This window comes from Streptomyces sp. NRRL B-3229 (genome assembly GCF_000719505.1).
Classification (GTDB): Bacteria; Actinomycetota; Actinomycetes; order Streptomycetales; family Streptomycetaceae; genus Streptomyces; species Streptomyces griseorubiginosus.
Map to the genome: position 1 here is coordinate 151,250 of NZ_JOGP01000015.1, position 12,117 is coordinate 163,366.

A 12,117-nucleotide genomic window follows, 5' to 3' on the forward strand; every position below is an offset into this window, starting at 1 on the left:
TCCGATTTGCCCGGCCAACGTGACCGGGGTCACGCGCGTCTCTCTCGGAGGCAAAACCGCACACTTCCCTCATCAATCTCGCCCCCGGGACCACATCGCCATCGATCCTAAGCGACCAAGGGGACCAGTTGGACTAGTCGGTCAGGGCCTTGCGGAGGCGGTTCTCGTCCACCCGCCAGAACGTGTGCTGCTCGCCGTCGACGAGCACGACAGGGATCTGTTCCCAGTACTGGTCGTGGAGTTGAGGGTCCTGGTCGATGTCCTTGTACTCCCAGGGAACCCCGAGATCCCCACACACCTTCTCGATCACCGACTGTGCGTCATCACACAGATGGCAGCCCGGCTTGCGGATCAGGGTGACGAGCCGGTCCTCGGGGGCCCGGCCCTGCTTGCGGCGGAAGATGGGACTCATGCGGGCCATTCTCCCGCCTGATTAACGGCCGAGTCTCGGAGAGTTCACACCCTCCAAACCTCACGACTCCGGAACCCCCGAACAAACTGGCTATGCTCACGCCATGGCCGCTCTCGGATGGCTCACTCCCCGTAGGCGCTCCGCCACGGCGCGGAGCGTGTTGGCAGGCGAGGCCTCGGCGGAGGCCGCGCGCAAGTCGGTGCCCGCCGAGGAACCCGCGTTCCCGGTCCTCGGCGACGACAAGGCAGCCGCCTTCTTCGACCTGGACAACACCGTCATGCAAGGTGCGTCCCTCTTCCACTTCGGGCGCGGCCTGTACAAGCGGAAGTTCTTCGAGACGCGCGACCTCGCCCGCTTCGCCTGGCAGCAGGCCTGGTTCCGGCTGGCCGGCTCCGAGGACCCCGAGCACATGCAGGAGGCCCGCGACTCCGCCCTGTCCATCGTCAAGGGCCACCGCGTCGCCGAGCTCCAGTCGATCGGCGAGGAGATCTACGACGAGTACATGGCCGAGCGCATCTGGCCGGGCACCCGCGCCCTCGCGCAGGCCCACTTGGACGCCGGTCAGAAGGTGTGGCTGGTCACCGCGGCACCGGTGGAGATCGCCCAGGTGATCGCACGACGCCTCGGCCTCACCGGCGCGTTGGGCACGGTCGCGGAGTCGGTGGACGGCGTCTACACCGGCAAGCTGGTCGGTGAGCCGCTGCACGGCCCCGCGAAGGCGGAGGCGGTGCGCGCCCTGTCCGCCGCGGAGGGCCTGGACCTGTCCCGCTGCGCCGCCTACAGCGACAGCCACAACGACATCCCGATGCTCTCCCTGGTCGGCCACCCCTACGCCATCAACCCGGACTCCAAGCTGCGCAAGCACGCCCGTCAACTGGACTGGCGGCTGCGTGACTACCGGACCGGCCGCAAGGCCGCGAAGGTCGGCATCCCCGCGGCGGCCGGAGTGGGCGCGGTGGCCGGAGGCACGGCGGCGGCGATCGCTCTGCACAAGCGCCGCCGCTAGCCGGGCAAACACACCGATCCACGGGTTTTACCGGCGTAACGCCGTGTCCAGCGGCATTGGCTGCACACGGCCACAACACGCCCCCTTCCCTGACGGAACGTGACCGCTTTCGATCAACAAACGGTCACTGTGCGGTACTTGATGGGGCATCAATCGGTTACAGAAGCGACGTAATCGATGAATAGAGCAACTGGGTGTAGCAGGGCCTGCACTAAGCGTTATTCTCCTCAGACGCAATCCGGTACCCCTTCCGTCGCTACGACGGGTGAACGGTCCCGCACTGCACGTGATGGAAGCTCTGCCTCTGGGAGTCCCGTGTACCCACACGTCGGGGTTGACGCCTCGGGCCTGGCTACGCTGCGCGCAACGGTCCAAGACCTGTTGCGCGGCTTCGTCCCCACCGCGTACGCCGTCCCCGCCCTCGCCGTAGCCACGGCACCGATCGGCCCGTGCTACGCACTGGCCGAAGGTTCCGCGGCCGTCGGCAGACGAGGGCGTTCGACCGGTGCCGCAACGGCCCGCCGTCCGGCCGCGGACAGCGACAGCGCCCGCATGATGGACCTGGTCGAACGCGCCCAGGCCGGCGAGGCCGACGCCTTCGGCCGCCTGTACGACCAGTACAGCGACACGGTGTACCGGTACATCTATTACCGGGTGGGAGGTAAGGCCACCGCCGAGGACCTGACGAGCGAGACGTTCCTGCGGGCGCTCCGCAGGATCGGCACCTTCACCTGGCAGGGCCGCGACTTCGGCGCATGGCTCGTCACCATCGCGCGCAACCTCGTCGCCGACCACTTCAAGTCGAGCCGCTTCCGGCTCGAGGTCACCACCGGCGAGATGCTCGACGCCAACGAGGTGGAGCGCTCTCCGGAGGACTCCGTCCTGGAGTCCCTCTCCAATGCCGCGCTGCTCGACGCCGTACGACGGCTCAACCCGCAGCAGCAGGAGTGCGTGACCCTCCGTTTCCTCCAGGGCCTCTCAGTCGCCGAGACCGCCCGCGTCATGGGCAAGAACGAGGGCGCCATCAAGACCCTCCAGTACCGGGCCGTCCGCACCCTGGCCCGGCTCCTCCCGGACGACGCCCGCTGAGAGCGGCCGCCCGCGCACACCCCTGGTAATCGCCAACTCGCTCTCGGTGAAAGTCCGTTGACTCCCCGATCCGATCATCCGCAGTCCGTAACCCAAGTGCCACGCCGCTCGTTGTGCGGGATGCAGGCTCCCTGTGGTCACTCCCTGGCCGACTTCGATCACCCGATCGAGTGCTTGTGGTCAGGGTGTGCAACCCTCAGGACCCCCTGGGGAGTCGACCGTCATGACGAGAGGAGGTGCCGCCAGTGATCGCGAACGTATCGGCGCACCGGCGGGCGAACGCCTTCGCCCAGGCCCTGGAGGAGCAGTCCGACCGGGACCCGGCGGCCGAGCAGTCCGAAGGACACCAGCCGGCCGCCGCGGAGCACTCCGGGCAGGACCGCCTGCTGACCCTCGCGGAGTGTCTCGGCGAGTTGCCCAGACCCGAGCTGGACCCCGAGGTCAAGGTCGTCCAGCGGGCCCAGCTGGTGGCCGCGATGGAGGCCATGCTGCTGGAGGGCACCCTGGGCGAGCCCGCGGTCCCCGAGCAGCGCTCCCACCGGGCCAAGGGCGCGCACCGGGCGAGTGGGCTGGGCAAACTGCGACCGCGTTCCCGGCTCACCAAGGGCCTGGCGGCGGGCGGTCTGAGCGTCGGCGTGGCCGCCGGTGCCTTCGGCGGAGTCGCCGCGGCCAGCTCGGACGCGCTGCCCGGGGACTCCCTGTACGGCCTCAAGCGCGGCATCGAGGACTTCAAGCTCAACTACCTGTCCGACGGGGACGACGAGCGCGGTGTCGCCTACCTCGACCAGGCCTCCACCCGGCTGAACGAGGCACGCCGGCTGATGGAGCGCGGCCGGGGCGGCCACCTCGACCACGAGTCCCTGGGCGAGATCCGCCGCACCCTGTCCGGCATGCAGCACGACGCCTCCGAGGGCCACCGGCTGCTGCACGAGGCGTACGAGCGCGACCCGAACTCCCTCGGCCCCATCCAGGCCCTGGCCGGCTTCTCCCGCTCGCACCGCGAGGCCTGGGGCGCGCTCCGCGAGCGGCTTCCCGTGCAGCTCGGCGACGTCAGCGACCAGGTGTCCTCGGTCTTCGACGCCATAGACGAAGAGGTCGCCCCGCTCCAGTCCCTGCTCCCCGAGACACCCGCGCAGAACGGCGGCAAGGGCGGCGGTCCGCGCCAGGGCTCCGGTTCGAGTTCCTCGGACATCTCGACCGGCCCCGACCGCTCCACGCCCCCGGGCACCGGCGGCTCCACCGAGCACCACGGCGGCAACCCCGGCAAGGCGTCCCCCTCCGGCAACCAGGACGACGGCCTCCTGGGCGGCAGCACCGGCGGCCTCCTGGACCCCCCGAAGTCCAGCGGCAGCACCAGCCCGACCTCCCCGTCCCCCTCGGCCGACCCGGACGTCACCCTCCCCCCGCTCCTCCCCGGCCTCCTGCCCGGCCTGGGCATCAACGGCGAGGAAGCCAACTAGCTCTTCCGCGACGACGGTGGGGGCGCCCTCTCTGCACAGGGCACCCCCACCGTCGCACCACCACCCCCGTCAGAAGAACACCGACCGCCGCTGCACCAGCAGTTTGGCCCCTCTTGTCTGCCGCCCTCGCACCGCTCCGCGGGCTTCGCACGGCTGCGCCGGACTCCGTCCGCCGACTCGCCGTGCCCCCTGACCACCCCCGTCAGAAGAACACCGACCGCCGCTGCACAAGCAGTTTGTAGAGCGTGTGCTGGATCTGTTCCCTGACCTGGTCCGTCAGGTTGAACATCAGCATCGGGTCCTCCGCCGCCTCGGGCGGGTAACCGTCCGTGGGAATCGGCTCACCGAACTGGATCGTCCACTTGGTCGGCAGCGGAACAGCACCCAGCGGACCCAGCCACGGGAAGGTCGGCGTCAGCGGGAAGTACGGGAAGCCCAGCAGGCGGGCCAACGTCTTCGCGTTGCCGATCATCGGGTAGATCTCCTCCGCGCCCACGATCGAGCACGGGATGATCGGAGCGCGCTGCCGCAGGGCCGTGGAGACGAACCCGCCCCGCCCGAAGCGCTGGAGCTTGTAGCGCTCGCTGAACGGCTTGCCGATGCCCTTGAAGCCCTCCGGCATCACCCCGACCACCTCGCCCTGCCCCAGCAGACGCTCCGCGTCCTCCGCGCAGGCCAGGGTGTGGCCCAGCTTGCGGGCAAGCTCGTTGACCACCGGCAGCATGAACACCAGGTCCGCCGCGAGCAGCCGTAGATGCCGCCCCGCGGGGTGGTGGTCGTGGACGGCGACCTGCATCATCAGCCCGTCCAGCGGCAGCGTCCCGGAGTGGTTGGCGACGATCAGCGCCCCGCCCTCCGCCGGGATGTTCTCGACGCCCTTCACCTCGACCCGGAAGTACTTCTCGTACACCGGCCGCAGCAGCGACATCAGGACCTGGTCGGTGAGTTCCTCGTCGTAGCCGAAGTCGTCGACCTCGTAGTCCCCGGTGAGCCGTCGGCGCAGGAAGTTCAGACCCCCCGCGATCCGCCGTTCCAGACCGCCCTCGTCGTGCGCCTGCTGCGGCGGCTGTTCCTCACGCGTCACAGGAACATCATCCTGCGCCGGGGCCGCGCTGGGCAGGGGCTGGACCTCACGGACCGGCCCGGGCTCGGGGCCCTTGCGCCGGCTCCCCCCGCTCCGGCGCCGCTGCGGCCGCTGTACGGCGCCCGCGCGGGACCGGTCGTCGTCGAACGGAATGACCTTGGCGTCCGCCATCGTTGATGCGCTCCTCAGTTGGCGCTCTGCGTCGAGTTGGCGCTCTGCGTCGGGGGCCGGCCGGCGCCGGCGAGCGGCGGCAGCGCGGCGATCCGGTCGACGGCTCCCGCGACGGCCTCGGGCGGCACCAGCCCGGGACCCTGGCTGCGCGCGAAGTCCGCGAAGGTCTCGGCCGTCGTGTACTTCGGCCGGAACCCGAGCGTCTCACGCATCTGGACCGTCGACACGACCCGGCCGTGCGTGAGCAGCCGGATCTGCTCGGGCGAGAAGTCCGTCATCCCCAGCGTACGCACCAGCGACCCGGCCCACGTGACGGCCGGCAGCAGCAGCGGCACGGTGGGCCGGCCGAGCCGCCGCGAACACTGCGACAGCAACAGCACGCCGTCGCCCGCGATGTTGAAGGTGCCGCTGTTGAGCGTGCCCCGCGCCGGCTCGTGCGAGGCGATCCTGAGCACCTCGATCACATCGTCCTCGTGCACGAACTGAAGCCGCGGGTCGTACCCGAACACGGTCGGCAGCACCGGCAGCGCGAAGTACGAGGCGAGCGGGGTGTCCGTGGTCGGCCCCAGGATGTTCGCGAACCGCAGCACGCACACGGCCACGTCAGGACGCCTGCGCGCGAACCCCCGCACATACCCCTCGACCTCGACCGTGTCCTTGGCGAACCCGCCGGAGGGCAGCGACTTGGCCGGGGTGGTCTCCGTGAACACGGCCGGGTCGCGCGGCGCGGACCCGTACACGTTGGTACTGGACTTCACCACGAGCCGCTTCACGTTCGGCGACTTCTGACAGGCACCGAGCAGCTGCATGGTGCCGATGACGTTGGTCTCCTTGACCGTGGTCCGGCTCCCGCTGCCGAGCGCCATCGCCGTCACGTCCAGGTGGACGACGGTGTCGGCGGCCGTCTCGGCCAGGACCCGGGCGATACCGGGCTGCCTGATGTCCGCCTGGATGAAGTCGGCGCCGCCCAGATGATGTTCGGGCGCGACCGCGTCCACGGCGATCACACGGTCCACCTGCGGGTCACGCTGGATGCGTCGTACGAAGCGGCCGCCCAGCTGTCGGGCCACTCCGGTCACGAGCACGACCTTTCCCAAGATCAGCGCCTTCCTTCCAGCCGTGGTCCAGCCCTGGTGCCGTCCTGATACGGCACCGGTCCTGTGCCGCGTTCCCCGTGTGCCGCCAACTTAGCGGTTCGATGTTGCGCTGTGATGACCGCCCGCTGCGCGAGGTGACGACATCCAGCCCACCGCCACACTTCCGACACGCGTGTGGCCCCCCACCGGCATTGGGTGGGGGGCCACAGACACGCTGCTTGCGCGGCGTCGCCTTACTTCTTGTTGCGACGCTGGACGCGCGTGCGCTTGAGCAGCTTGCGGTGCTTCTTCTTAGCCATCCGCTTGCGCCGCTTCTTGATAACAGAGCCCACGACTACCCTCGCTCACTTCTCATCACTCGGTGCTGGGCATCATGGGCCCACACGACCTACGAGGGGCTAGCCTACCCGCCCGAGCGCTGAGGTCGTAATCGAGGTGAACCGGGGAGATCAGGCAGGGGGTCCACGAGTGCCCTGAGGCCCCCATGACCTCCCCGGAACCTCGCCGTCAGGCTGTCTCCACCCCCACGTAACTCTCGCGGAGGTACTCGTGAACCGCGTTCTCGGGGACGCGGAAGGACCGCCCCACCCTGATCGCGGGCAGATGACCGCTGTGCACCAAGCGGTACACGGTCATCTTCGACACTCGCATCACCGAGGCGACCTCCGCCACGGTAAGGAACTGAACCTCGCTCAGAGGCCTCTGCTCAGCAGCCATGACACACCTGAACCTTCCGCACTCGACGGCCACCGGCTTCCCCTTCCGGTGACTCTTCGTCGCTGCGTGCTCACTCCCCAATGTAGGGGCGGGTGATGCAAGTGGGGAAGAGGTGCACCCATCGGAGGCCTACTGTGACAGACACGCTCGATTGAGTACGTAGCGGGTCAGCGGCAGGTAGTAATCGGACCGCACGGCGTCATCAAGTGGAACGACGACGGACACGACCCCCTCGGCCTCCCCCACGAAGAGCGCGGGGTCATCCGTATCCGCCAGCCCAATGGCCTCAAACCCCAGCTGACCTGCTCCGCAGACCCACCCGTGATCCCCGATCACGAGCCCGGGAAGCGGCCCGCCGCTCTCCGCGGCGGCCTCGAGGGCGGTACGAACCGGCAGCGGTGAGTGCGTGTGTGCGCCCGGCTCACCACCGGAGCGCTCCGCCTCCCGTCGCCGGACGAGCGCGACTCCTCGTACGTAGCGAAGGTTGTACGTGCGTAGACCGAACCGGGTCGTTATGTCGACACGGTGACCATGCGCGGGGGTGAGGACGGTACATCCCGCCGCCGAGAGAGCGTCCGCGAGAGCGGCGTAGAACCCGAGCAGTCGGTGCGGATGCCCGGTCCCGATCAGCACGGCCCCACCACACCGGGCAACCGCGGCGAGCCGCAGCGCGAAGGCATCGAGCGCGGCGAGGGTTCGCTCAGGATCGATCACATCCTGGCCAGTTGTACACCTCGGATCGCCTGAAACCCCACACTTGTCCGCCATGAGCCCGATCAAGTCCCGCTCACTCCACGACCTCTCGGGGTCGATCCCGATCAACACCCGAGGATCCCGAGCCGCGAACAACCGATAACTCCGCAGACTCACCTCCCGCGAGGTGGCCACGGTCCCGGCGAGCCGAGCGGCCAGCAGATGGGCGCGGAGAGCGCCGGTGCTCAACACGGGAGAGATGGTGGCGGATGGGCAACGGGGACGTCTTGAGAACGGGGATTTACCGCACAGTTGGAGTAACTCGGACCGCGCAGACCTAGGGGCGCGGGGAACTGCGCGACCAGCCGCATCGGACCCGCAGCCGCCCCACAACCTCACCAGGCACCCCCGCGTCGCGCTACGCCAACAACCCCCGCAACGGAAACACCGCCCGCCGAGTGGCCAGCACCGCCTGATCCAGCCGATCCGCAGGGTCGTACCCCGCATCCCACTCCGCGAACGACACCGGCCACCGCCCGTCAGTCATCCGCGCCGGCGCCAACTGCCGCGTCCGCGCGAACACTTCCTGCCGCCACCCCTCGGGAATCACCGCCTCGGGCTCGATCTCCCGCCCCGCCGCGATCCCCACCAGGTGCGTCCACGACCGGGGCACGACATCCACCACGGCGTACCCCCCACCCCCCAGAGCGATCCACTTGCCCCCGGCGTACGAGTGCGCCAACTCATGACAGGCGACCTGCACAGCCCGCTGCGCGTCCAACGACACCGCCAGATGCGCGAGCGGATCCTCGAAATGCGTATCCGCCCCATGCTGGGTCACCAGCACATCCGGCCGGAAGTCAGCGATCAGCTCCGGCACCACGGCGTGGAAGGCCCGCAACCACCCCGCGTCCCCCGTCCCCGCCGGCAACGCCACGTTCACCGCGCTGCCCTCGGCCGAGTCCGCCCCCGTCTCCTCCGGCCACCCGGTCTGCGGGAACAGCGTCCGGGGATGCTCGTGCAGGGAGATCGTCAGCACCCGGGGATCCTCCCAGAACGCCGCCTGCACCCCGTCCCCGTGATGCACGTCGACATCCACGTAGGCGACCCGCGAGGCCCCCAGCTCCAGCAGCCGTGCGATGGCGAGCGAGGCGTCGTTGTAGATGCAGAACCCCGAGGCCCCGCCCGGCATCGCGTGGTGCAGCCCGCCCGCGAAGTTCACCGCGTGCAGCGCGTCCCCCCGCCACACGGCCTCCGCCGCACCCACCGACTGTCCGGCGATCAGAGCGGAAACCTCGTGCATCCGCTCGAAGGCGGGATCGTCCATCGTCCCGAGCCCGTACGACTGGTCGGCCGCCCCCGGATCCACGGAGGCCGCTTTCACGGCCTCGACGTAGTCCTCCCGGTGCACGAGCCGCAGCGTCGACTCGCCCGCCGCCTTCGCGGCCACGACCTCCATGTCCCGGTCCAGCCCGAAGGCGTCCACCAGGCGCCGGGTCAGATCCAGCCGGACCGGATCCATCGGATGGTCCGGACCGAAGTCATAGCCCGTTACTGCCTCGTCCCACATCAGCTGTGCGCGGCCGCTCATGCCCGCCACCGTATCGGTCCGGTTGAGCGGCGAACGACTTGGCGTACACCAGCGTCACCAGCACCAACACCATCGGCACCAGCATGGCTCCGCGATAGCTCCACGCGTCCCCCAGGGCTCCGACCAACGGCGAACCGACCAGGAACCCGACGTAGTTGAAGACATTGAGCCGCGCCACGGCCGCGTCCGACGCCCCCGGGAACAGCCGTCCGGCCGCCGCGAAGGTCTGCGGCACCAGCACACACAGCCCCATCCCCAGCAGCGTGAACCCGAGCATCCCGACCCACGGCCCGGGCGCCACGGCCACCACCGCGAACCCCCCGGCCGCCACCACCGCCCCGAGCCGTACGACCGCCACCGCCCCGAACCGCCGGACCCCGAAGTCCCCGACGGCCCGCCCGATCAGCGTGGTCACCATGTACACGTTGTACGGCACGGTGGCGAGCTGCTCCGAACTCCCCAGCACGTCCTGGAGGTACTTCGCGCTCCAGTTGGAGACCGTGGAGTCACCGATGTACGCGAAGGTCATCACCAGGCACAGCGGCAGCAGCAGCTTGAAGACGATCGGCTCCGCGCCTCCCGTCTTCTCCTCCACGGGTGTCCCGTCGCCGTCGACGTACCAGCGGCTGCCCACCAGGCACAGCGGCAACAGCACCGCCACGACCGGCAGGTAGGACACGAACAGCGCGAGATGCCAGTGCGCCCCCACCCACGCCAGCGAGGCCCCGACGATCCCGCCCAGGCTGAACACCGCGTGGAAGCTCAGCATGATGCTGCGCCCGTACGCCCGCTGGAGGCTCACCCCGAGCATGTTCATGGACGCGTCGAGCATGCCCACGGCGAGCCCGAAGGCGGCCAGCGAGACACCGAGCTCGACCGTCGAGTCCCCCGCCCCCACCCCGAGCAGCGCCAGGAGCACGACCGGCTGGGCGAACCGCAGCAGCCGGCTCGGCGGTATCCGCTTCACCAGCTGCTCGGTCGACACGCTCCCGACCCCGGCAAGGATCGGCACGGCCGCCAGGAAGGCGGGCAGCAGCGCGTCGGAAACCCCGTACCGGTCCTGGATCGCGGGGATCCGCGTCACCAGCAGAGCAAAGGCAACACCTTGCGCGAAGAAGCTGAACGCCAAAGAGGCCCTACCGCGCCGCAGCACATCTGTCATGGCGGCGAGCGTAGGGCCCCAACGTACTCGTGGGTAGATCCAGCCAAAGATGAATTTCCCTCAGCTTTGCCGGGCTTTACCGGGCGAGGGCCACTTCGGGCATCGAGGGGGCATCGGCCTTGGTCTCGGCGATCAGCATCCGGGCCATCGGCCCGGCGCCCAGCGCCCCGCTGACCAGGAACGCCACCGCCATCGACCCGACCATGACCACGGATCCGAGCCACACCATCGTGTCCACCGGCAGCGTGTACGCCCCCACGACCCGCCCCACGCACTCCGCCAGCAGGACGACACCCCACACCACGGAGAACCGCCGCTCCGCCCGCCGGAAGTCCGCCGACCCCGCCTGGAGCCGCGCCCACGCCGTCTCCCGCTCGGCGATGCCCTTCACCAGCCAGGGCTTCATGCCGGCGGTCATCATCGGCTTGCCCAGCGCGACCGAGACGAGGATGCCGATGCCGATGACACTGCTGACCCCGCTGTCCTTGGCGAGCATCAGCCGCGGATCCCCGGCGACGAAGCTGAGCAGCAGCCCCACCACGTTCACGACGAGGATCAGCGCGGCGAGAGCGTTGACCGTCCGCTCCCGCACCACGCTCCAGACGGTCCGCACCGCGGGCACGACACTGCTGAGGCCCAGGGCCATCAGCGTGCTCATACCGAGCCCGTCCTTGAGGAAGTAGTACGCCCCGATCGGCACAGCCACGTCCACGATGAGGGGAGTCAGGTTCGCGCGCTTCGAGTTCGTCTTCGTCGTCATGCCCTCAGCTTCCCGTCCGGCGAGGGGCTGCCGGTAGGAACGATCGTCCGGAGCTCGGCATGACAAATGTCAGTCGAGTCAGACGAGGAGGTCGAGCAACTCCCCCATGTCGGAGAAGAGTTGAGTGGCACCTACGAGCTTCGCGGCGGGCGTCATCGCGGTGAACCCGTACACGTCCATCCCGGCCGCGTTGGCCGCCTGCACGCCCAGCGGACTGTCCTCGACCACCACACACCGCCCGGGCTCGACCCTCATGCGCTCGGCGGCGTAGAGGAACAGATCCGGCGCCGGCTTCCCGCGCCCCACGTCCTCGGAGCTGAAGATCCGCGCGTCCTCGAACCACCGGTCAAGGCCGGCCGCCCGATGCCCCACCCGGATCCGCGCATGGCTCCCGGAGGAGGCGACACAGTACGGCACCCCGTCCGCGACCAGCTTCTCCAGTACGCCGGCGACGCCGGCCACGGCCTCCAACTCCCGCTCGAACGCGGCGAACACCCGCGCGTGGAAGACATCGTCGAAGTCCGCGGGCAGCCGCTCTCCGCTCCGCTCCAGGACAAGTTCATGGATCCGGTGCATGGCGGAGCCCATGTAGTCCCGGATGGAGTCCTCGTAGGAGGTCGCGTGCCCGAGCTCCGTCAGATAGGCGGCGAGGTGGCGATTGGAGATCGGCTCACTGTCGACGAGGACGCCGTCGTTGTCGAAGATGACGAGGTCATAGCGCATGCCATTGACCATAAACGCAGAAAGGCCCACACCATAAGGTGTGGGCCTTTCCATCAAAATTTGTTCGGCGGTGTCCTACTCTCCCACAGGGTCCCCCCTGCAGTACCATCGGCGCTGTAAGGCTTAGCTTCCGGGTTCGGAATGTAACCGGG

13 protein-coding genes and 1 rRNA gene are annotated in these 12,117 nt (G+C 69.2%); 3 read left to right on the plus strand and 11 right to left on the minus strand.

What is annotated here, in order from left to right; genetic code table 11:
* Positions 1-133 precede the first annotated feature (133 nt).
* On the minus strand, positions 134-421 hold the full coding sequence (locus IF54_RS0124600; protein ID WP_107047880.1) for a glutaredoxin family protein: 288 nt from the start codon (positions 419-421) through the stop codon (positions 134-136).
* Positions 422-515: 94 nt separating this feature from the next.
* Here IF54_RS0124600 and IF54_RS0124605 point away from each other — a divergent pair, with 94 nt between their 5' ends.
* From IF54_RS0124605 to IF54_RS0124615, 3 genes are all read left to right on the plus strand, one after another.
* Entirely contained in the window at positions 516-1,418 is a 903-nt protein-coding gene (locus IF54_RS0124605; RefSeq protein ID WP_051135548.1) for an HAD family hydrolase, read from the plus strand.
* A gap of 315 nt (positions 1,419-1,733) precedes the next feature.
* Positions 1,734-2,507 (plus strand): ECF subfamily RNA polymerase sigma factor, BldN family, encoded by a 774-nt coding sequence (locus IF54_RS0124610; RefSeq protein ID WP_028809350.1) that lies wholly within the window; start codon positions 1,734-1,736, stop codon positions 2,505-2,507.
* A gap of 245 nt (positions 2,508-2,752) precedes the next feature.
* Positions 2,753-3,967: a DUF5667 domain-containing protein gene (locus IF54_RS0124615; protein WP_030322265.1), complete on the plus strand. Its 1,215-nt coding sequence runs from the start codon at positions 2,753-2,755 to the stop codon at positions 3,965-3,967.
* 202 nt (positions 3,968-4,169) lie between these two features.
* Here IF54_RS0124615 and IF54_RS0124620 read toward each other — a convergent pair whose 3' ends face one another.
* The 10 genes from IF54_RS0124620 to rrf all read right to left on the minus strand — a co-directional run.
* Positions 4,170-5,222 carry a lysophospholipid acyltransferase family protein gene (locus IF54_RS0124620; RefSeq protein ID WP_030322267.1) on the minus strand — a complete coding sequence of 351 codons (1,053 nt, stop codon included), beginning with the start codon at positions 5,220-5,222 and terminating at the stop codon, positions 4,170-4,172.
* A 14-nt stretch (positions 5,223-5,236) separates the two neighbouring features.
* On the minus strand, positions 5,237-6,319 hold the full coding sequence (locus tag IF54_RS0124625) for an NAD-dependent epimerase/dehydratase family protein (protein WP_030322268.1): 1,083 nt from the start codon (positions 6,317-6,319) through the stop codon (positions 5,237-5,239).
* A 233-nt stretch (positions 6,320-6,552) separates the two neighbouring features.
* Positions 6,553-6,651, minus strand: a complete 99-nt coding sequence (locus IF54_RS41370; protein ID WP_003948845.1) for a 30S ribosomal protein bS22 — start codon at positions 6,649-6,651, stop codon at positions 6,553-6,555.
* A gap of 175 nt (positions 6,652-6,826) precedes the next feature.
* Positions 6,827-7,036: a helix-turn-helix domain-containing protein gene (locus IF54_RS0124630; protein ID WP_016437488.1), complete on the minus strand. Its 210-nt coding sequence runs from the start codon at positions 7,034-7,036 to the stop codon at positions 6,827-6,829.
* Positions 7,037-7,165: 129 nt separating this feature from the next.
* Complete coding sequence (locus IF54_RS0124635; RefSeq protein ID WP_030322269.1) at positions 7,166-7,981, minus strand: phosphatase; 816 nt, start codon at positions 7,979-7,981, stop codon at positions 7,166-7,168.
* Positions 7,982-8,147: 166 nt separating this feature from the next.
* The gene (locus tag IF54_RS0124640) at positions 8,148-9,320 is read right to left on the minus strand and encodes an acetoin utilization protein AcuC (RefSeq protein WP_030322270.1); all 1,173 of its coding nucleotides are present in this window, start codon (positions 9,318-9,320) and stop codon (positions 8,148-8,150) included.
* On the minus strand, positions 9,271-10,482 hold the full coding sequence (locus tag IF54_RS0124645; protein WP_030322271.1) for an MFS transporter: 1,212 nt from the start codon (positions 10,480-10,482) through the stop codon (positions 9,271-9,273). The genes IF54_RS0124640 and IF54_RS0124645 overlap by 50 nt, the downstream gene beginning before the upstream one ends.
* A gap of 76 nt (positions 10,483-10,558) precedes the next feature.
* Positions 10,559-11,242, minus strand: a complete 684-nt coding sequence (locus IF54_RS0124650; protein ID WP_030322273.1) for a VC0807 family protein — start codon at positions 11,240-11,242, stop codon at positions 10,559-10,561.
* Between the two features lie 78 nt (positions 11,243-11,320).
* Positions 11,321-11,965: an HAD family hydrolase gene (locus IF54_RS0124655; RefSeq protein ID WP_030322275.1), complete on the minus strand. Its 645-nt coding sequence runs from the start codon at positions 11,963-11,965 to the stop codon at positions 11,321-11,323.
* A gap of 62 nt (positions 11,966-12,027) precedes the next feature.
* A 5S ribosomal RNA gene (gene rrf / locus IF54_RS40545) occupies positions 12,028-12,117 on the minus strand; the annotation flags it as partial.